This is a genomic window from Cobetia sp. 3AK (assembly GCF_029846335.1).
Taxonomy (GTDB): domain Bacteria; phylum Pseudomonadota; class Gammaproteobacteria; order Pseudomonadales; family Halomonadaceae; genus Cobetia; species Cobetia marina.
This window is the reverse complement of sequence record NZ_JARWKR010000006.1, coordinates 220,881-240,941: the sequence shown is the minus strand read 5'-3', so window position 1 is coordinate 240,941 and position 20,061 is coordinate 220,881. Positions and strand designations below refer to the sequence as shown.

General features: G+C 61.8%; 21 protein-coding genes. 9 read left to right on the top strand and 12 right to left on the bottom strand.

Annotated elements, in window-relative coordinates; all coding sequences use genetic code 11:
- Positions 1 to 10: 10 nt before the first annotated feature.
- On the top strand, positions 11 to 1,042 hold the full coding sequence (locus QD228_RS10805) for a DUF4105 domain-containing protein (protein ID WP_279875560.1): 1,032 nt from the start codon (positions 11 to 13) through the stop codon (positions 1,040 to 1,042).
- Positions 1,043 to 1,070: 28 nt separating this feature from the next.
- On the opposite strand, the gene QD228_RS10800 is transcribed toward QD228_RS10805, so the two are convergent.
- Together QD228_RS10800 and QD228_RS10795 are read right to left on the bottom strand one after the other, a co-directional pair.
- The gene (locus QD228_RS10800; RefSeq protein WP_077379610.1) at positions 1,071 to 2,609 is read right to left on the bottom strand and encodes a YifB family Mg chelatase-like AAA ATPase; all 1,539 of its coding nucleotides are present in this window, start codon (positions 2,607 to 2,609) and stop codon (positions 1,071 to 1,073) included.
- A 352-nt stretch (positions 2,610 to 2,961) separates the two neighbouring features.
- Positions 2,962 to 3,231: a hypothetical protein gene (locus QD228_RS10795; RefSeq protein ID WP_279875557.1), complete on the bottom strand. Its 270-nt coding sequence runs from the start codon at positions 3,229 to 3,231 to the stop codon at positions 2,962 to 2,964.
- A 523-nt stretch (positions 3,232 to 3,754) separates the two neighbouring features.
- On the opposite strand from QD228_RS10795, the gene QD228_RS10790 reads away from it, so the two are divergent.
- A complete protein-coding gene (locus QD228_RS10790; RefSeq protein ID WP_205632716.1) occupies positions 3,755 to 4,033 on the top strand; it encodes a hypothetical protein in 279 nt (92 codons plus the stop codon).
- A gap of 85 nt (positions 4,034 to 4,118) precedes the next feature.
- Here QD228_RS10790 and QD228_RS10785 read toward each other — a convergent pair whose 3' ends face one another.
- Entirely contained in the window at positions 4,119 to 4,493 is a 375-nt protein-coding gene (locus tag QD228_RS10785; protein ID WP_084209517.1) for an accessory factor UbiK family protein, read from the bottom strand.
- A 436-nt stretch (positions 4,494 to 4,929) separates the two neighbouring features.
- On the opposite strand from QD228_RS10785, the gene QD228_RS10780 reads away from it, so the two are divergent.
- The 3 genes from QD228_RS10780 to glnK all read left to right on the top strand — a co-directional run bounded on the left by QD228_RS10780 (position 4,930) and on the right by glnK (position 7,037).
- A complete protein-coding gene (locus QD228_RS10780; protein WP_065392452.1) occupies positions 4,930 to 5,268 on the top strand; it encodes a P-II family nitrogen regulator in 339 nt (112 codons plus the stop codon).
- 32 nt (positions 5,269 to 5,300) lie between these two features.
- Positions 5,301 to 6,548: an ammonium transporter gene (locus QD228_RS10775; protein ID WP_077379618.1), complete on the top strand. Its 1,248-nt coding sequence runs from the start codon at positions 5,301 to 5,303 to the stop codon at positions 6,546 to 6,548.
- Positions 6,549 to 6,698: 150 nt separating this feature from the next.
- On the top strand, positions 6,699 to 7,037 hold the full coding sequence (glnK, locus tag QD228_RS10770; RefSeq protein WP_024951507.1) for a P-II family nitrogen regulator: 339 nt from the start codon (positions 6,699 to 6,701) through the stop codon (positions 7,035 to 7,037).
- Positions 7,038 to 7,227: 190 nt separating this feature from the next.
- On the opposite strand, the gene QD228_RS10765 is transcribed toward glnK, so the two are convergent.
- Positions 7,228 to 8,004, bottom strand: coding sequence for a ferredoxin--NADP reductase (locus QD228_RS10765; RefSeq protein ID WP_279875554.1), 777 nt, complete (start codon positions 8,002 to 8,004; stop codon positions 7,228 to 7,230).
- Between the two features lie 281 nt (positions 8,005 to 8,285).
- Between QD228_RS10765 and QD228_RS10760 the strand changes: the two genes are divergently transcribed.
- On the top strand, positions 8,286 to 9,233 hold the full coding sequence (locus QD228_RS10760) for a LysR family transcriptional regulator (RefSeq protein ID WP_077379622.1): 948 nt from the start codon (positions 8,286 to 8,288) through the stop codon (positions 9,231 to 9,233).
- A gap of 147 nt (positions 9,234 to 9,380) precedes the next feature.
- Here QD228_RS10760 and QD228_RS10755 read toward each other — a convergent pair whose 3' ends face one another.
- Positions 9,381 to 9,809, bottom strand: coding sequence for a host attachment protein (locus QD228_RS10755; RefSeq protein WP_077379624.1), 429 nt, complete (start codon positions 9,807 to 9,809; stop codon positions 9,381 to 9,383).
- A 290-nt stretch (positions 9,810 to 10,099) separates the two neighbouring features.
- Between QD228_RS10755 and QD228_RS10750 the strand changes: the two genes are divergently transcribed.
- Positions 10,100 to 10,636 (top strand): hypothetical protein, encoded by a 537-nt coding sequence (locus QD228_RS10750; protein ID WP_191236441.1) that lies wholly within the window; start codon positions 10,100 to 10,102, stop codon positions 10,634 to 10,636.
- A 144-nt stretch (positions 10,637 to 10,780) separates the two neighbouring features.
- Here QD228_RS10750 and QD228_RS10745 read toward each other — a convergent pair whose 3' ends face one another.
- From QD228_RS10745 to hemE, 7 genes are all read right to left on the bottom strand, one after another.
- Positions 10,781 to 11,509, bottom strand: coding sequence for an amino acid ABC transporter ATP-binding protein (locus QD228_RS10745; RefSeq protein WP_043331784.1), 729 nt, complete (start codon positions 11,507 to 11,509; stop codon positions 10,781 to 10,783).
- A 78-nt stretch (positions 11,510 to 11,587) separates the two neighbouring features.
- Complete coding sequence (locus tag QD228_RS10740; protein WP_084209521.1) at positions 11,588 to 12,712, bottom strand: amino acid ABC transporter permease; 1,125 nt, start codon at positions 12,710 to 12,712, stop codon at positions 11,588 to 11,590.
- A 10-nt stretch (positions 12,713 to 12,722) separates the two neighbouring features.
- The gene (locus tag QD228_RS10735) at positions 12,723 to 13,913 is read right to left on the bottom strand and encodes an amino acid ABC transporter permease (protein ID WP_077379632.1); all 1,191 of its coding nucleotides are present in this window, start codon (positions 13,911 to 13,913) and stop codon (positions 12,723 to 12,725) included.
- A gap of 229 nt (positions 13,914 to 14,142) precedes the next feature.
- Positions 14,143 to 15,168, bottom strand: coding sequence for an amino acid ABC transporter substrate-binding protein (locus tag QD228_RS10730; RefSeq protein ID WP_279875551.1), 1,026 nt, complete (start codon positions 15,166 to 15,168; stop codon positions 14,143 to 14,145).
- Between the two features lie 413 nt (positions 15,169 to 15,581).
- Complete coding sequence (speE, locus tag QD228_RS10725; protein ID WP_077379636.1) at positions 15,582 to 16,445, bottom strand: polyamine aminopropyltransferase; 864 nt, start codon at positions 16,443 to 16,445, stop codon at positions 15,582 to 15,584.
- A gap of 271 nt (positions 16,446 to 16,716) precedes the next feature.
- Positions 16,717 to 17,088 carry a VanZ family protein gene (locus QD228_RS10720; protein WP_136939468.1) on the bottom strand — a complete coding sequence of 124 codons (372 nt, stop codon included), beginning with the start codon at positions 17,086 to 17,088 and terminating at the stop codon, positions 16,717 to 16,719.
- A 56-nt stretch (positions 17,089 to 17,144) separates the two neighbouring features.
- Positions 17,145 to 18,242, bottom strand: coding sequence for a uroporphyrinogen decarboxylase (gene hemE / locus QD228_RS10715; protein WP_077380000.1), 1,098 nt, complete (start codon positions 18,240 to 18,242; stop codon positions 17,145 to 17,147).
- Between the two features lie 339 nt (positions 18,243 to 18,581).
- Between hemE and ribA the strand changes: the two genes are divergently transcribed.
- Positions 18,582 to 19,217 (top strand): GTP cyclohydrolase II, encoded by a 636-nt coding sequence (ribA, locus tag QD228_RS10710; protein ID WP_077379640.1) that lies wholly within the window; start codon positions 18,582 to 18,584, stop codon positions 19,215 to 19,217.
- Between the two features lie 134 nt (positions 19,218 to 19,351).
- Positions 19,352 to 20,050, top strand: coding sequence for a hemolysin III family protein (locus tag QD228_RS10705; RefSeq protein WP_279875548.1), 699 nt, complete (start codon positions 19,352 to 19,354; stop codon positions 20,048 to 20,050).
- The last annotated feature ends 11 nt before the right edge of the window (positions 20,051 to 20,061 follow it).

Here is a 20,061-nt window from a genome sequence, read left to right as displayed (position 1 = left end):
GTGCCGGCCGATGAGCCTGACCAGCATCGTGCTCCGCAGCGTCACCAGCCTTGCCTTGCTGGGGGCGAGCCTGTGGCTGATGCCTGCCCTGTGGTTCCGCCTGCCGGGACCGGAGGGGCTTCGCACGACACTGGCCGCCCTCGCGGGTGCGCTGAGCCTCATCTGTGTCATTGCGCTGTGGTGGCCGCAACTCCATGCGATTCGCTGGCGACTGGCGGGCAGCTACCTGATGCTGTTGGTCGCCAGCCTCGGCTGGTGGAACAGCATCACCCCGCGTGCGGACCGCGACTGGGCGCCGGAGGTCGAACATCTGGTCGAGGGGAGCCTCAGCCAAGATGACATCCTGCACCTCGAACAGGTGCGCAACTTCAAGTGGCGCACGCCTGAGGATTACACGCCGCGCTGGGAGAGGCGGGACTATCCTCTGGATCAACTGACCTCGGTGGATCTGTTGACCAGTCACTGGATGGGGCCGCAGATCGCTCATACGCTGGTCAGCTTCGGTTTCGCCGATGGACGCCATCTGGCCTTCTCGGTGGAAATCCGCAAGGAGCGTGACGAGGCCTTCTCGACACTGGGCGGGATGTTCAAGGAGTACGAACTGGCGGTGATCGCCGCTGACGAGCGCGACATCATCCGCGTGCGCAGCAACGTGCGCGGGGAGCAGGTGCATCTCTATCGGGTGCAGATGCCGCGCGAACTGATCCGCGAATTGCTGCTGGCCTACGTCGACGAAGCCGAGACATTGCGCACTCAGCCACGCTTCTACAACACCGCCACCAGCAACTGCACCACCCTCGTCTACGCGATGATGACGCGCCTCACCGACGGCCTGCCGCTGGACTATCGACTGCTGCTCTCCGGCTATCTGCCGGAATATGTCGCGGACCAGGATGCGCTCAGTGACGCCGCGCCCTTCGCCGAGCTCAAGGCCAGAAGTCTGATCAACCCTGCCGCCATCGCCGCCGACGAGCACCCGGACGGCGACTTCTCGCGCCTGATCCGTGAGGGCATCCCCGGCGCGGACAGCCCGTCCTTCTGAACGGGCGACGCGGCCCGACAGGCAGTGCTCAGGCGCTGCGCTGTTCCGCTCCCGGGCGGGCCGGGTCTCTCCCCATCATTCGGTCCAGCTGACGATAGCCGATGGCTTCCATCAGCTGGGGCCGCTGCACGCCATCCTGCGCAATGAGATCGCTCAACGTCAGCGCGACACGCAAGACCCGGTGATAGGCACGCGCCGAAAGATTGAGACGCGACAGCACGCCGGCCAGCCACTGACGCTCGCCGTCCTCCAGCTGGCAGGCGGCTTCCAGGGCATGGGTGTCGAGATGGGCATTGAGCCCGCCGCGGGCCAATTGACGAGCGCGGGCTGCCAGCACCCGTTCGCGCACTGCGTCCGAGGCCTCACCGGGGGTCGCGGACGTCAGCTCCTCGGCAGGCAGTCCCGGTACCTCGACCTGCAGATCGATACGGTCCAGCAGCGGGCCGGACAGGCGCGCCTGATAGCGCTGGATCTGGGCCGGCGTGCAACTGCAGTTGCGACGGCTGTCACCAAGATAGCCGCACGGGCAGGGGTTCATCGCCGCCACCAGCTGGAAACGTGCCGGAAAGCGCCGCTGGTGGCTGGCACGCGAGATGAGGATGCGGCCGCTCTCCAGCGGCTCACGCATCACTTCCAGCACACCACGATCAAATTCCGCCAGCTCGTCCAGAAACAGCACGCCATGATGGGCCAGCGACACCTCTCCCGGACGCGGTCTGGAGCCACCCCCGACCAGCGCGACACCACTGGCGGTATGATGCGGCGCCCGGAAGGGCCGCTGGCCCCAGCGCTCCATGATCGGCATCCCGCAGACCGAGCGTACCGCCGCGACTTCCAGGGCCTCGGCCTCCCCCAGCGGCGGCAGAATGCCGGAGAGGCGACTGGCCAGCATCGTCTTGCCCGTACCCGGCGGCCCCGCGAACAGCAGGTTGTGGCCTCCCGCAGCGGCAATCTCCAGCGCACGCCGCGCCTGATGCTGGCCACGCACCTCGCTCAGGTCCGGCTCCGGGAGTCGCGCCTGAGGAGTGACGGAACAGACATGCGGCGTGATCCTCTCACGCCCGAGAAGGTGCGCCACCAACTCCAGCAGATGGCCCACGGACAGCACATCCAGCTGTTCCGCCAGCGCGGCCTCATCGGCATTGCCACGCGGCACCACCAGGGTGCGCCCGGCCTTGCGACAGCAGAGCGCAGCAGGCAGCACGCCAGTAACGGAGCGAATGCTGCCATCGAGTGCCAACTCGCCCAGACACTCGATCTGCGCCACGGCCTCTTCCGGCACCTGACCGGATGCCACCAGGATGCCCAGTGCGATCGGCAGATCAAAGCGCCCACCCTCCTTGGGCAGGTCAGCCGGGGCCAGATTGAGGGTGATTCGGCGCGCTGGAAACTCGAAGCCTGCATTGAGCAATGCGCTGCGCACTCGCTCACGACTTTCCTTCACCGCCGCTTCCGGCAAGCCAACGATGGAGAGCCCCGGCAGCCCGTTGGAGAGGTGTACCTCTACCTGCACCTCCGGAGCTTCAAGACCAAGAGATGCGCGCGTGCGCAACATTGCCAATGACATGAGTCTTCCCTGCGTGATGCCGCCTCTCTGCTGCACGGCGCAATCGGAGCAGGCACCCGCCTGCCATGAGCGCGAGGGCACGATACCGGTGCCATCTCCTCCAGCATGGCAAATCTCATACCTGCCAGCGTGCACACGACTCAACGCTTGGCGATGCGGCACTCCTCAAATGTCACTCGCGCTGCCGGACACGGCATGTCCTCACTGCACCGCAACGGTATTATCAGCGATTCCAGCCACCCGTTTCATAATTTTCATTACGCCACCAACCCCTATAGTTACTGGATACGTAAGGAAAATACCGACTGCGGATAACATTACATAAACCCCTCGACAGGGCATTTCCCAGCGCTCAAATATCCATCATCTGGCAACGCCAAACCCTATCGATATGGACACCGATCCGCACCACCTCATCGAAGCGTGACGCATTACACTCTGAATCAACACTTGAGGGCGACATCAGCCCTCCTCCAGCACCCGGCCAGACCGGCGAAACAGGCGGCAGAGAGGCAATATCGTCACCCGGAACGGGCAAGACACCCGCACGATGAACCAACGGCAGCGTTTCCCGTCGACATCGCGGCATGAATTTCATGAAGAGCTTCACGAAGTAGTTCACGGAGAAGTTCATGAAGAAGTGAATGGAGAAACGCCCTGGCATGACTCAGGAGGCTGGGCTCAAGAGAAGAGGCGCGGGAAGGGAGTGCCTTTCCCGAGAGTCACGCAGGCCCCACCCAATGCCAGCCTCCTTCGATGCGCCGGACTGGCTGCCGTGTCTGTTCAGCTCGAGACATTCATGCGGACTGAACGTTGAAAATAGCCCATCAACCGGCTTTTTCCATGAAATAACGCGCGTTCTAGCAGATATTTCACGAAGTTGGCGGCATGGAACACCTGGCTGATCACAAGCCCTCGGGCCTGCACCAGAAGAGTGCTCATGGAACATGCAAGGCGGTGCTCCAGGCGCTACAGGAGTGCCTCAGAGGGGGACTGCTGGTATATTTGATCGGTTGTCTCGGCCCTGCTGATACAACCGCCAAGCTGTCTCAAGGAGGCCACCCAAGGGTGGCAGAGAATCGTCCAACCCACGGAAAGGGCCAGCCATTCAGGACGACTTCGGCTTGTTTCAGGAGTAACACCTCATGCAAGACATGCTTGCCTCGCTGGCACCCATGGCGGACATCATCGGCATGCTCGGCACCTCTCTGGTGGTCGGTGCCTTCTTTCTGCTGCAGATTGGCAGACTCGATGCACGTAGCCTGACCTACAACCTCATGAATCTGAGCGGGGCGATCCTCTTGTTGATCAGCCTGTGCATCAACTTCAATCTCGCCAGCTTCGTGATCGAGGTGTTCTGGATCGTGGCATCTCTGGTGGGCCTGGTTCGCTGGTTGATGGGGTCTCGTCCACAGACGGTCTGACCTGCCCGGCACCCGCCTCATGCGACGGACACAAAAAAACCGCCACACCTCGACGGGTGTGGCGGTTTTTTTGGCAGCATGTCATTCAGGCGTCGCGTTGACGCTCGATCTCCTCAGCGTGGCTGGCGGCTTCCCGCTTTGCCAGCGCGGTCTCTCCCTCATCGTCCACCGCCACGGCAGGCTCGGTGGTCGACGCAGCACCCGCCACCAGTCCCTGCTTCTCCAGCAGCGCCTCAAGTGCGATGACCTGCTTCTCCAGCGACTCCACACGCCCGCGAGTCCGCGTCAGCACATCCATCATGATGTCGAAGTCCTCGCGCGACACCAGTTCCATGCGATCAAAGGCGCTGCGCATCACGCCCTGTACGGACTTCTGCAGCTCTTCCGGGCCGTGCGAGGCGTCCTGGAGGCGCTCACCGATCTGCTGGGCCATACGCCCGATGACGTCGTTCTTGAACATGCTCCACCTCAGCCATTGCAAGCCGACGGGCCCATCATGGGGCTGTCGGTCAGAGAAAAGGATCTCCCCGAAACGTGGGGGACATCATGTCATGTTGCAAGGATACGCAACCCGCTGGCCTGACGCATGTCTCGACCCCGAATCTCTCGCCACTGACGGCAGGCACGGACCTTGTGCACCATATTAGCGCTATCTCCTACCTCGAAAGCCGCAATTCAGGCACCAAAGCGGTGCATCGCCATGGCGTTCTCCTTGCCGTCATTTTTGGCCTTGCTGCGGAGCTGCTTTTTCCCTCAGCACAACTAGATGAATTTAAAGATTTTTTAACCTCATGGCATACCTCGTGCGATGCACTTGTCAGGAACAGGCCACCAGCAGTGTCTGATTGGCCGCACTCAACATGACAGATCATTGCGGTAGCAAACGGGGGCAGCACATGAAACTGATCACCGCCATCATCAAACCCTTCAAGCTGGACGACGTGCGTGAAGCGCTGGCCGACAACGGCGTGCAAGGCATCACGGTCACGGAAGTGAAGGGCTTCGGGCGACAGAAGGGCCACACCGAGCTGTATCGCGGCGCCGAGTATGTCGTCGACTTCCTTCCCAAGGTCAAGATTGAAGTGGCTGTTGATGACAGCAGTGTGGAAACGGTGCTGGACGCCATCACCCAGGCAGCCAACAGCGGCAAGATCGGCGACGGCAAGCTGTTCGTCACCCCGCTGGATGACGTGATCCGTATCCGTACCGGTGAACGCGGCGCCGATGCTGTCTGAGCCCCGCGCACAATAATAAAGGAGAATCCCGCATGAACGAGATCATCGAGGTCAAGTACGCACTTGATACCTTCTATTTCCTGGTCTGTGGCGCCCTGGTGCTGTGGATGGCTGCCGGCTTTGCCATGCTGGAAGCTGGCCTGGTACGCGCCAAGAACACTACCGAGATCCTGACCAAGAACGTGGCGCTGTTCGCCATCGCCTGCACCATGTACATGGTGGTCGGTTACCACATCATGTACTCAAGCGCCGAAGGCGGCTTCCTGCCGAGCCTGGGCTTCTTGATCGGCGCCGAGAATACCGCTGAGGAAGCGCTCGCTTCCGGTGGCGACATCTACTACAGCGCGCGTTCCGACTTCTTCTTCCAGGTGGTGTTCGTGGCGACCGCCATGTCCATCGTCTCCGGTGCAGTCGCCGAGCGCATGAAGCTGTGGGCCTTCCTGGCCTTCGCCGTGGTCATGACGGGCGTCATCTACCCGGTCCAGGGTTACTGGACCTGGGGTGGCGGCTTCCTGAGCGAAGCGGGCTTCAGTGACTTCGCCGGCTCCGGCATCGTGCACATGGCAGGCGCTTCCGCCGCACTGGCTGGCGTGCTGCTGCTGGGGGCTCGCAAGGGCAAGTACGGCAAGAACGGTGAGATCAACGCCATCCCGGGCTCCAATCTGCCGCTGGCGACCCTGGGCACCTTCATCCTATGGCTGGGATGGCTGGGCTTCAACGGCGGCTCCGAGCTGGTGCTGTCCAACATCGATGAAGCCAACGCGGTCGCTCAGGTCTTCGTCAACACCAACGCCGCTGCCTGCGGGGGTGTCATCGCCGCCCTGATCCTCGCCCGCCTGTGGTTCCGCAAGGCTGACCTGACCATGGCCCTCAACGGCGCCCTGGCTGGCCTGGTCGCCATCACCGCTGGTCCGCTGGCACCAAGTGTCGGTGCTGCCACCCTGATCGGCGCCGTCGGTGGCCTGCTGGTGGTGTTCTCCATCGTCGGCCTCGACAAGCTCAAGCTCGACGACCCGGTCGGTGCCATCTCCGTCCACGGTGTGGTCGGTCTCTGGGGCCTGATGGCAGTGCCGCTGACCAATGACGATGCCACCTTCTCCGCACAGCTGCTGGGCGCCGTGTCCATCTTCGCCTGGGTATTCATCGCAAGCTTCGTGGTCTGGCTGGTCATCAAGACCATCATGGGACTGCGCGTCAGCGAAGAGGAAGAGTACGAAGGCGTCGATCTGGCGGAATGTGGCATGGAGGCGTATCCGGAATTCACCTCCAGCCGCAAGTAATCAAGGATCGAGACTCACGCGACACCCAAAGACTCCCGCCACCTGGCGGGAGTCTTTTTTCCTGACCGGATAAGCGGTGTATGCTTGAGCAATAGGGGCTGGCGTGGCGAGCAGCAACGCCACCCGCACCATCACCCAAGGAGAGAGACGATGAAACTGGTCACTGCCATCATCAAGCCATTCAAGCTCGACGACGTACGCGAATCCCTGTCCGAGATTGGCGTCCAGGGTATCACCGTGACCGAGGTCAAGGGTTTTGGCCGCCAGAAGGGCCACACGGAGCTGTATCGGGGTGCCGAGTATGTGGTCGACTTCCTTCCCAAGGTGAAGCTCGAGGTCGCCGTGGATGACGCCATGATCGATTCCGTGATCGAGGCGATCACCAATGTCGCCAACACCGGCAAGATCGGTGACGGCAAGATCTTCGTCTCGCCGCTGGAGCAGGTCATTCGCATCCGTACCGGCGAGACCGGCAAGGACGCCGTCTAAGCCCCTGGTGCAAGCCCTGGCGATGACGTGCTGCCCCGACGGGTGACATGAGCACACAAAAAACCGCAGGCCATTGGCCTGCGGTTTTTTCGTTTCAGCACGTGCCGTTCATGCGTGATGCTCGTGGTTCATGCTCAGGGCATCACTTCTCGACATGCTTACGTCTCGACACGCTCACTTCTCAACACGCTCACTTCTCGACAAAGGCACGCTCGATCACATAGTCACCCGGCACACCCATCTTCGGCGAGATGGCGAAGCCACGGGCATCCAGCATGGCGCTGATATCGTCGAGCATCGCCGGCGAGCCGCAGATCATCGCGCGGTCACGCTTCGGGTCCAGCGGCGGCAGGCCGATGTCCTCGAACAGCTTGCCATTCTCGACCAGATCCGTGATGCGGCCCTGGTTGCGGAACTCCTCGCGCGTCACGGTCGGGTAGTAGATCAGCTTCTCGGCGATCTCTTCCCCAAGATACTCGTGCTTGGGCAGCTCTTCCGCGATCATGTCGGCATAGGCCAGCTCTGAGACATGGCGCACACCGTGCATCAGGATGATCTTGTCATAGCGCTCATAGGTCTCCGGGTCCTGAATCACGCTCAGGAAGGGCGCCAGGCCAGTTCCGGTGGAGAACAGGTAAAGATTCTCGCCCGGCAGCAGATCGTCCAGCACCAGCGTTCCGGTGGGCTTGCGCGAGACCATGATCTGGTCACCCGGCTTGAGGTGCTGAAGGCGTGAGGTCAGCGGGCCGTCCTGCACCTTGATGGAGAAGAACTCCAGATGCTCTTCGTAGTTCGGGCTGGCGATCGAGTAGGCGCGCATCAGCGGCTTGCCTTCGACTTCCAGGCCGATCATCACGAACTGGCCATTCTTGAAGCGCAGGCTGTTTTCCCGCTGGGTGCGGAAGCTGAACAGCGAGTCGTTCCAATGATGGACGTCGATGACTTCGGTAGTGGTCAGACTGCTCACCTGGTGGCCTCCCGGGGTCGCGCCCCTTGAAATCAAGCATTCTATTATGGAATAAGCAAATAACAGCTTATGACCCAATGAACTATGCAGCGATTGTAGTCACTGTTGGGTTATGCGTTAAATGGTTTATCTGGATATAGGTTATCCAGACTATCAATATTGATTGCGAATGAATCGCATTACAAGCCCGGCAATGGCCTGCTTCACATTGCAGCGCGAACCGGGTGTTGCGCTGGCCAGCGAGCTCCTCTCGACACTGCCTGCATGCACAAGGAGGCGGAATGCGTTACAGCCTGCGACAACTGGCGGTCTTCGTTGCCGTGGCACGCCACGACAACGTCTCGCTGGCAGCCGAAAGCCTCGCGATGTCACAGTCCGCCGCCAGCACGGCCTTGGCCGAACTGGAGCGCCAGTTCGACTGTCGCCTGTTCGACCGGCATGGCAAACGCCTGCGCCTCAATGGCCTTGGCCGCGAACTGCTTCCCAAGGCCATCGCCTTGCTGGATCAGGCGGAAGAACTCGAGCAGCTGCTCGGCCAGCAGGATGCCACCGGTTCACTGGAAATCGGCGCCACCCTGACCATCGGCAACTACCTGGCTCCCCAGATCGTCGGCAGCTTCCTTGAGCATCATCCGGCCAGCCGTGTGGAGCTGCATGTCCTCAACACCCACCAGCTGATCGAGAAGCTGGCGCATTTCGAGCTCGATATCGGGCTGGTGGAAGGCGAGGTGGAGCACCCATTACTGGAAGCCACGCACTGGGTAAGTGATCGCCTGAGCATCTTCTGCGCTCCCTCGCATCCTCTGGCCCGAGGAGAGGTGACGCTCGCACGCCTGCTGGAGGCGCGCTGGATCATGCGTGAACGGGGCTCTGGCACCCGCAGCACCTTCGAGCAGGCACTGCGCCCACACCTCGAGAGCCCCTCGGACAGCGTGGCCCAGCGACTCGACATCATGATGGAACTGGAGCACACCGAGGGGATAAAGCGCGCGGTGGAGGCCGGCCTGGGAATCGGCTGCGTTTCACGACTGGCGCTACGAGACGCCTTCCGGCGCGGTAGCCTGGTCGAGCTGCCCACCCCATGGCTGGAACTGACTCGCGCCTATCGCTTCGTCCATCATCGCGACCGCTTCATTACCCAGGCCATGCGCGAGTTCGTGACGAGCTGCCGCACCCTGAGTGGCTCCGCCTCACGCAGCGACGAGATCGAGATGCATCAGGTACCGTGACCATGAAGCAGCATGGCCGCAGGTACGCAAGCACTCACTTACCCTCCATATTGCATGACGCCAACGCACAAGCACCGCCAGCGAGTCCGCTGACGGTGCTTTCAGATACAGCAGGCCGTGTAACGCCCTGCCGTCATGTCACCGACTTCAGTGATTCAGGCCAGTGAAGCGCTGCTTGATGTCGTCGGCACTCTCATGGGAGAGATCCTTGTCGACGGTCTCGCTGACCAGCTTGGCCACCGGCTTGTCGAGCTTGTCACGCAGCGCACCGAGGAACTTGGGTGCGGCAGCGATGATCAGCTGATCAAACTTGCCGTCGTTGGCCGCCTGCTTGAGATATTGCGCCACTTCCTTGGCGAAGAAGTCCTGATGCTTGTCCGAGGTCGCGCCATCATCTCCCGTCTGATGCAGGCTACCGTGCCCGCCACTGGACTCGCCCTTGCCACCGGTTCTCAAGTCACCGGTATGCTGACGGCTTTCAGGATGTACGAGGCTGTCCACTTCAGTGACCTTGCCGGCAGCACGGGCAAAGATACGAGCGCGGGCGGCATCAGCAGCAACGATGTAAGTAACCATTTACACACTCCCTGTCTCTCGTGAGGCGTCGTTGATCAGATATTGACGATCATCTTCTGCGTTCATCAGAGGACATGCTGGCAGCGGAGTGAACATTCAACCCTTGCCGGACTGTGGGGGTAATTTTTCCACACCCAAGCGAGGAGAATTGCCGACATGACGACATGGCCGTCGCCACTCCCGGACATGACGCGGCTGGCGAAGTGCGTGCTAACATCCGCTGCACACAGGGCCCGCTCTGTCCTCTTTCTCGCCCTCTCACTCTTTTGCTCTGTTCCGGAGATGTCTCGATGCGCGATCTGCTCCTGATGCGCCGCCCACTGCCCCGCCGTGTGCTGGTCACCGCTCACCTGTCGATTCAGCTGGGCCTTCTGGTCGCGGCTACCGGTTGGACGCTGCAGCACCTGACGCCCATCGGGCCGGACAATTCACTGCTGGCACAATGGCCAGTCCTGTCTCAGGGTGTCGGCGGCTTCCTGCTGGCCTTCGTTCTCACGCGTCTGCTGTTCGAGCTGTTGATGGCACCGCATCACGTGATGAGCGTACGTGGCGCCAACCACTCGCTGGATGCGGCCGCGCTTGTCACGCGCTCCATCTCACGTCGCCCTGCCGTGCATGACGATGACGACAGCTGGGTCGGCAAGCCGCGCAGTGTCACCTGGCCGCGCGAGGGCGAAGAGGCATCAGCTGCCACACCGGCGGCACCGACGCCTGCCGAAGCATCGTCCAAGGCCGCCGCCAAGCCGCAGGAACCGAGCCTGGGCGGCGACGATGAGCTTCCGGACACCAGCAGCACCGAGGCACGCAGGACGGAGCCCAGCCTCTGATGACATGTCACGATGGGTGACGCTAGGGCGAAGCAAGCACTCACTGACGCCCTTGTGGAAGACATACGAAAACGCCCTGCGTGATTGTCATCACACAGGGCGTTGTCTTTTCTGCGGCTCACATCATCCGATCAGTCCGTGGCCTCAATGCCCCAGTATCTGGCTGAGGAACAGCTGGGTCCGCTCGGACTGCGGATTGTTGAAGAACGGCTCCGGCGCGTTCTCTTCGATGATCTGCCCCTGATCCATGAAGATGACACGATCCGCCACCGTCTTGGCGAAGCCCATCTCGTGGGTCACGCACAGCATGGTCATGCCTTCATTGGCCAGTTCGACCATGACATCCAGCACTTCCTTGATCATCTCCGGGTCCAGCGCCGACGTCGGCTCATCGAACAGCATCACCTCCGGGCTCAGACACAGCGAGCGTGCGATCGCGACACGCTGCTGCTGGCCACCGGACAGCTGCCCCGGGAACTTGTGGGCCTGATCGGCGATGCGCACCCGCTCCAGGTACTTCATGGCTTCGGCTTCCGCCTCGCGGCGTGGCCGCTTCTGTACCCAGATCGGCGCCAGACAGCAGTTCTCCAGCACCGTCAGATGCGGGAACAGATTGAAGTGCTGGAAGACCATGCCGACGTTGCGACGGATCGCCTCGATCTGCTTGATGTCCTGGGTCAGCGGCATGCCGTTGACCACGATATCGCCTTCCTGATGCTCCTCGAGATGGTTGATGCAGCGGATCATCGTCGACTTGCCGGACCCTGAAGGCCCGCAGATGACGATACGTTCGCCCTTGCGCACGCTCAGGTTGATGTCACGCAGCACGTGGAAGTCGCCGTACCACTTGTTGAGACCCTTGAGTTCGATCATCGGGCGCTCATCGGCACCGGTGTTGCCCTGCGAGGCGGATGTTGTCGTTGTCATGATGAAGATTCCTTGGCGCCGTGATCAGCGCTTCTTGTGACCGGTATGCAGCAGGCGCTCGAGATACTGGCTGTAGCGCGACATGCTGAAGCAGAAGACCCAGAAGACCAGTGCCACGAAGGCATAGCCCTCGATGGAGTAGCCCAGCCATTTGGGGTCGGCGAGACCGGCCTGCACGATGGCGAGCAGATCGAAGAGCCCGATGATCAGTACCAGCGAGGTGTCCTTGAACAGGGCGATGAAGGTGTTGACGATGCCGGGGATCATCATCTTGAGCGCCTGGGGCAGCACGATCAGCCCCATGTTGCGCCAGTAGCCCAGCCCCAGCGCCATGCCGGCCTCGGTCTGCCCTTTCGGGATCGCCTGCAGGCCACCACGCACCACCTCCGCCATGTAGGCACTCTGGAACAGGGTGATGCCGATCAGCGCACGCACCAGCTTGTCCAGATTGACCTCACCGGGCACGAACAGCGGCAACATCACCGAGGCCATGAACAGCACGGTGATCAACGGTACCCCGCGCCAGAACTCGATGAACACGACGCAGATGCTCTTCACGATCGGCATCTCGGAACGCCGTCCCAGCGCCAGCAGGATCCCCAGCGGCAATGCCGCCACGATGCCCACCACCGCCAGCACCAGTGTCAGCATCAGGCCGCCCCACTCGTGGGTGCCGACGACCTCGAGCCCGAAGCTGCCACCATGCAGCAGGAAGTAGGCGATGAAGGGGAAGACCGCCAGCGTGACGATGGCGACCCAGCCCTTTGCCGGCAGTTTCGGAATCGCCAGCCAGGCGATCAGCACGGCAAAGATGGCGAACACGATATCGACCCGCCAGGTCTCCTCACTCGGATAGAAGCCATAGATGAACTGATCGAGGCGCGCACTGATGAAGACCCAGCAGGCCCCCTCACCCGTGCAATCAGCACGCGATGTGCCACTCCAGTCGGCATCGATCAGCGCCCATTGCAGGCTGGGCACCACCAGCAGGTAGACCAGATACAGCGCGAACAGCGTGAACAGCGTATTGATCGGTCCGGCGAACAGATTGGCTCGCAGCCAGGCCACCGCACCGATGCTGTCGCTTGGCGCCGGGCGGGAATCGATCATCTTCTCGGTAACCCGTGACAGGGTCTTTTCAATCGACATGGGCAGACCCTCAGCGCTCGACCAACGCCATGCGGGCGTTGAACCAGTTCATGAACATGGAGACCAGCAGACTGATGGTCAGATACACCAGCATCGTCATGGCGATCACCTCGATGGCCTGACCCGTCTGGTTGAGCGTGGTACCCGCGAAGACCGAGACCAGATCGGGATAGCCGATGGCCGTGGCCAGCGACGAGTTCTTGATCAGGTTAAGGTACTGACTGGTCAGCGGCGGGATGATGACGCGCAGTGCCTGCGGCACCACCACGAGGCGCAGCGTCATGCCACCTGACAGCGACAGCGCCCGTGAGGCTTCCGTCTGACCATGAGGCACCGCCTCGATGCCGGAACGCACGATCTCGGCGATGAACGCCGCGGTGTAGACCGACAGCGCGACCCACAGGGCGAGGAACTCGGGAACGACCGTGATGCCGCCACGGAAGTTGAAGCCCTTGAGTTCCGGCAGCTCCCAGCTCAGCGGCATGCCCATCGCGAAGTAGGCCAGCAGCGGCGCCACGATGATCAGGCCGAGCGAGATCCAGCCCGCCGGCAAGCGCTGACCGGTACGGGCCTGACGCTGGCGGTTCCAGTAGCTGAAGATGCCGCTGGCGACGACGGCCAGCACGAACACGGCAATCACCACCGAGAAGCCGCTGGAGGTGATCGGTGCCGGCACGAACAGACCGCGCACGTTGAGGAAGAAGGCCTCGCCCAGCGACAGCGAACCTCGCGGACTCGGCAGAGTGCGAAGAACGGCGAAGTACCAGAAGAAGATCTGCAGCAGCAGGGGAATGTTGCGGAAGACTTCGATGTAGACCGCCGCCAGCCGCGAGATCAGCCAGTTGGGGGAGAGACGGGCGATCCCCATGATGAAGCCGATCACGGTGGCCGCGATGACGCCCAGTGCGGATACCAGCAGGGTGTTGAGCAGACCGACGATGAAGGTATCGCCATAGGTGGACTGCTCGGAATAGTCGATCAGACTTTGCAGAATGCCAAAGCCTGCGGTGTTGTCCAGGAAGGCAAAGCCGGTGGTGATGCCACGGCTTTCGAGGTTGGTCAGGGTATTGCTGACGATGATCGCCAACACGCCGAACACGCCTGCCAGCATCAGAAGTTGGAAGATCAGTGCTCGCTTGGCCGGGTCACGCCAGAATGGCGGCTTGACCGTGGCCGGCGGGCGAGAAGCAGGTTGTGTCATACAGGCAATCTCCGCCGGAAAGCTATGCGACTTCCGCCTGCCGCCCTATCGAACGGCAGATCAGTTATCTCTCGGCACTCGAGGAAAGGATCACGGGGAACAGACCAAGCCCCTCACGACGCTGGCCAGGGGAAATGGCCGTATGGCCACTTCTCCCTGGCCAGCGTCCTTGCTCAGCCTGCGTCACGGTTCACCCGGCTCGCGCTGGACCTCCAGGCGAGCCGAGGCATCAGCGAACGGGCGGTGCGTACTGGACGCCGCCGTCGGTCCACAGCGCGTTCAGACCACGCTCGATCCCCAGAGCGGAACCAGTGCCGACATTGCGCTCGAACATCTGCCCGTAGTTGCCCACCTGCTTGATGACCTGATAGGCCCAGTCAGCCGGGAGCCCCATGGCTTCGCCGTAGTTGCCATCGGCACCGACCAGACGCGCGACATTGGGATTGGTATCCGACTTCTTGGCTTCGATGTTGTCGGAGGTCAGCCCCATCTCTTCGGCGTTGATCTGAGCGAACAGGGTCCATTTGACGATGTTGAACCACTGGTCATCGCCCTGACGGACGACGGGGCCCAGCGGCTCCTTGGAGATGACTTCCGGCAGTACCATGGCGGACGCCGGATCGGAGAGCTTGATGCGCAGGGCGTAGAGCTGGGACTGGTCGGAGGTCAGGACGTCACAGCGGCCCGCTTCGAAGCCCTTGACGGTCTGGTCGGAGGTGTCGAAGACGACCGGCTCGAAGGACATCTCGTTGAGGCGGAAGTAATCCGCCAGGTTCAGCTCGGTGGTGGTACCGGACTGGATACAGACCGCCGCGCCATCCAGCTCCTTGGCACTGGAGACCCCCAGGTCCTTGCTGACCATGAAGCCCTGGCCGTCGTAATAGTTCACGCCGGCGAAGTTGAGGCCCAGAGACGTGTCACGCGTGGCGGTCCAGGTGGTGTTGCGCGACAGGACATCGATTTCACCGGACTGCAGCGCGGTGAAGCGCTCCTTGGCCGTCAGCGGGACGTAGCGCACCTTGCTGGCATCACCCAGCACAGCCGCCGCGACACCACGGCAGACATCGACATCCAGGCCCTGCCAGTTGCCGGCGTCATCCGGCGCCGAGAAGCCCGGCAGACCGGTGCTGACACCACACTGGACAAAGCCCTTTTCCTTGACGCTATCCAGAGTCGCGGCACTGGCACCACTGGCTACCGAGGCAGCCAGGAGGACGGCGCTAGCGATCAGCAGTGGCTTCTTGTTGTTATGCATCTTGAATCCCTCGCGTATGTCTGGAATCCGCTCGGAAACACCCCGAGACGGTGATGGTGCAATGCTGTGCATGGCACCCCTCGACAATAGCAAGCTCCGTTCCAATTTCCGCCTATCGTGTGATCCGCTGCGTTCAACGCTGAAAAAACAGCCGAACGGCAGTGAAAACGGCCAAACCTCCCGATGCCGACCGTCGATCATATGGCGAGACAAGCGTGCAGATAGTGGCGTCTGACGCCTCGTTCGCTTCATATCGGTGCAAAATAAAAACGGCCGTTTCATGACGAAACGGCCGTTCTTGAACTTTCCTGCGCTCCGGTCTGGGGAGTTGCGACCAATGTCGCAGCCACCCTGACTCAACGCTACCGCGCACTGAAACGCATTCTTCACGCCCCGATGCGCTTCTGGATGACTCAGTCTTCCAGCAGACGCTGCATGAAGGGAGGCAGTACCAGGGCGGCACGATGGCCTTCCACAGTATAGAAATCGCGCGCGAAGCTGGCCGCAGCCGCGTCTTCCTCACGGAAGGACTTCACGTCACATCCCTTGCCCGCCAGGGTGCAGCTCCACCAGCCAGACGGGTATACCGGCTGCGGGAACGGCAGGGTCGCGACGCTGTCGAAGCCCGCTTCGCCCATGTCGTTGCGCAGGTCCTTGATGATGGAGTCGGTGTGATACAGCGGCGACTCGCTCTGCTGCACCATCACCCCCCCCTGCTTGAGGATACGGTGGCAGCGCTTGAGGAAGTCGGTCTTGAACAGACCTTCCGCCGGACCGACCGGATCCGTGGAATCGACGATCAGCACGTCGATGCTCTCGTCCGGGCAGTTGTCGACCCACTTGACGCCATCCTCGAACAGCAGCTCGGCACGCGGGTCATCATTGGACTCGACCAGTGCCGGGAAGAACTGCTCGGAAGCCCGCGTGACCGCCGGATCGATGTCGATCTGGGTGACCTTCTCCACGCCCGGGTGCTTGAGCACCTCACGCAGGGTGCCACAGTCGCCCCCCCCGATGATGACGACACGCTTGGGGGCCGCGTGGGTGAACAGCGCCGGATGCGACATCATCTCGTGATAGAGGAAGTTGTCGCGGTCGGTCAGCATCACGCAGCCGTCCAGCACCATCAGATTGCCGTAGGTCTCGGTGGCATAGACCTCAAGGTGCTGATAAGGCGTCTGCTCGTCATGCAGCTTGTGGCTGACCTTGAGCGAGAAGGCGCTGCCGTGGCGGTCGAAGATTTCGGTGAACCAGGAGCCATCGAGATGTTCGGTCATGAGAACCCTCACAAGGGATATCGGAGTCGGATATCAAGGTATGAATAAGAGGACGGGACATCAGACCCTCAAGGCCTGAATCATCGACGCACGCGTCATCGGGCGATGCAGTCCTGATCAATCAACAGGACTCAGGCGCAGCACCATAGCCAAAGACACGCGGAGTGGAAAGAGCTTGTGCACGATCTCGAGGCACTGGGGTTGACGCGCGATGACCAACGACTCACCCGCCAGGCCTCTTCTGGCGGGTAGAGGCCTGGCACACGGCCCGTCACAGGCGGCTCAGGCGCACCATCAGACGTCCGCCCAGGTGGCAGCCAAGCCCGGCAAGAATGCCGAGGAAATCCGCCAGCGCATCCAGCACTTCTGCCCCGCGATAGGGAATCACCAGCTGCAGCCCCTCGATGCCAACGCCCAGCAGCAGCAAGGCGGGCAGGATGACAAGACTGCTCAACCCGGCCAGCCGCGTGGTCAGTGCCAGCAAGGCGAAGGCGGAGAAATGCTGCAGCTTGTCCCAGGGGAAGGTCTGCTCCGGGTGAGGCTCACCCGGCGAGAGCGTGCCGAACAGGATCAGCAGCAGACAGAACAGTGCCACGCACGCCCAGCCTCGTCTCGGCGCGAGGCGCTGCTCCAGCGGCGTCATGCGTGATACCCCGCCATGAAAGACACGGCGGGGCTGTCAGCCATCAGTGACATGGTTCAATCGCGCGCCAGCGGCGTGGCGTTGGCGGTGTCATCCTGATGATAGGCGGGGCTCAGCTCATGCAGAGCGTCCATCAGAGCATTGACGTTGCCCGGGTCAGTGAACTGGCTGATGCCATGCCCCAGGTTGAAGATGTGGCCAGGCCCCTGACCGTAGCTATCGAGAATGCGGCCGACTTCGGCACGAATCGCGGCGGGAGTGCCGAACAGCGCATTCGGGTCCAGATTGCCCTGCAAGGCCACGCGATGGCCGACGCGCGCGCGCGCATCCGACATCTCGGTGGTCCAGTCCAGGCCGACACCGTCACAACCGCTGGCGGCGATGTGCTCGAGCCACTGGCCGCCATTCTTGGTGAACAGGATCACCGGCACGCGATTGCCTTCGCTGTCAGGCTTGAGGCCAGCGACAATCTGCTCCATGTAACGCAGCGAGAACTCGAGATAGGCCGGTGTGGACAGGGTGCCGCCCCAGGTATCGAAGATCTGCACTGCCTGGGCACCCGCCGCGATCTGGGCGTTCAGGTAATCGGTGACGGCCTGAGCGAGGGTGTCGAGCAACTGATGCATGGCTTCCGGGCTGGAATACATCAAGCCTTTCACGTGGCGGAAGTCCTTGCTGGAACCGCCCTCGACCATATAGGTCGCCAGTGTCCAGGGACTGCCGGAGAAACCGATCAGCGGTACGCGACCGTTCAGCTCGCGGCGGATGGTCGAGACGGCACGCATGACGTAATCGAGATCACGCTCGACGTTCGGAACGCTCAGCGCCTCGATTTCCGCGGCGGTGCGCACCGTCTTGCGGAATTTCGGACCTTCACCTGTCTCGAAGTAAAGCCCGAGGCCCATGGCATCCGGGATGGTCAGGATGTCGGAGAACAGAATGGCGGCATCGAGCGGGAAACGCTCCAGCGGCTGCAGCGTCACCTCGCAGGCACGCGCGGTGTCCATGCACAGGTCCATGAAGCCACCGGCCTGACCGCGGATTTCACGGTATTCCGGCAGATAACGGCCCGCCTGGCGCATCATCCAGACAGGGGTACGGTCAACCGGCTGACGGGCCAGCGCGCGCAGGAAGCGATCATTCTTCAGGGTCATCGGAATCACACATCAGCTCGGGAATGTCCCGGCATTCTATCAGAGCCTGAGCAAAATCCCGCCCATCGCGACGATGCAACAAATGCATTGGCTTTCCCCTCGCTTTCCGCCCAGACACCCGCCCGGCCTCTCCTCCTGAAGTGCTTCCACGGATTGTGGTGGTGTCGGCAACAACGCTTTTCCATCGCAGGCGATGAGTCGCACGCTTCAGACTGGTAAACTCGCCTGATGATTGCATGCTGGCCGCCAATGACGTGAATCACTCATCGAGACATTGCCGAGTCCCCGCATGCCCGTGCTTTTTCAGCCCGGCGATTGTTCGGGCGTTCGAGGTGAACAGTGACCATTCGATTCATCGCCGCCTCGCGGCTGCCAACCCCCTGGGCGACCTTCACCATGCACGGTTTCGAGGACGAAACCACCGGCAAGGACCACATCGCTCTGACCCTGGGCGACATCGATGACGGTGCCCCGGTGCTGGGCCGTGTGCATTCCGAGTGCCTGACCGGCGACGCCCTCTTCTCCATGCGCTGTGACTGCGGCTATCAGCTGCAGGAAGCGCTCAAGCGCATTGCCGCCGAAGGGCGTGGCGTGCTGCTCTACCTGCGTCAGGAAGGGCGCGGCATCGGCCTGCTCAACAAGATTCGCGCCTATGAGCTGCAGGATGGCGGTGCCGATACCGTCGAAGCCAATGAGCGCCTGGGCTTCGGCGCTGACATGCGCCGCTACGATATCTGCGTCCCGATGCTGGAGCATCTCGGGGTCAGCACCCTCAAGCTGATGACCAACAACCCGCGCAAGGTCGATGCGCTCACCCGCGATGGCGTCACCATCAGCGAGCGTCAGCCGATCACCACCGGTCTGAACCCGCACAACGAGCAATACCTCTCGACCAAGGCCGGCAAGCTTGGCCACATGATGGCACTCGATGACTTCACCCACGCCAGCGACGTGGATATCGAGCGCAGCGAGTAGAGATCGAGATGCGGGAGGGGGCACTGATGTGCTCCCGCCCATCGAGAGCCCATGAAGGCGGCGAAAGAGCGTGACATGACGGCGTCATCCTATAGAGAGTAGGCTTGAGAGGAATCCGCGCCGGAGACATCACCATGCGCAAGCCCTCTCCCTCACCGACATCGTCTTCCGAGACATCGTCACGTCCCGCTCTCTATACCCGGTTTGAAGAATGGCTACATAGTGCCAGCCACGGTCTCGGCGCTGTCATGGGACTCATCGGCACCGTGGTGCTGATCGTGATGGCCTGTCTGGCGGCAGAGGCCGATCCCTGGAAGATCATCAGCATCAGCCTCTATGGCATCACCCTGGTCGCGCTCTACGCTGCCTCGACGCTCTATCATGGCATCCGCCACCCACGCCTCAAGTCCGCTTTCCAGTTGATGGACCACTGCGCCATCTATCTGCTCATCGCTGGCACCTATACCCCCTTTCTGCTGGTCAATCTGCGGGGTCCGACAGGCTGGACACTGTTTGCCATCATCTGGTCCCTCGCGCTGGGCGGCATCTTTCTCAAGCTGCGCTGGCCAGCGCGTTTCAGTGCGCTGCGCGTCACCGTCTATCTATTGATGGGCTGGCTGATCGTGTTCGCGTCACCCCTGCTGGTCGAGCAGCTCTCCGAGACGGGGCTCATCCTGCTGGTGGCCGGAGGCATCACCTATACCCTGGGCGTCATCTTCTTCCTGATGACACGCCTGCGCTATCACCACGCCATCTGGCATCTGTTCGTGCTCGGCGGCAGCACCTGCCACTTCTTCGCGATCTACACAGGTGTGCTCCCGTATGAGGTCTGACACGAGGCCGG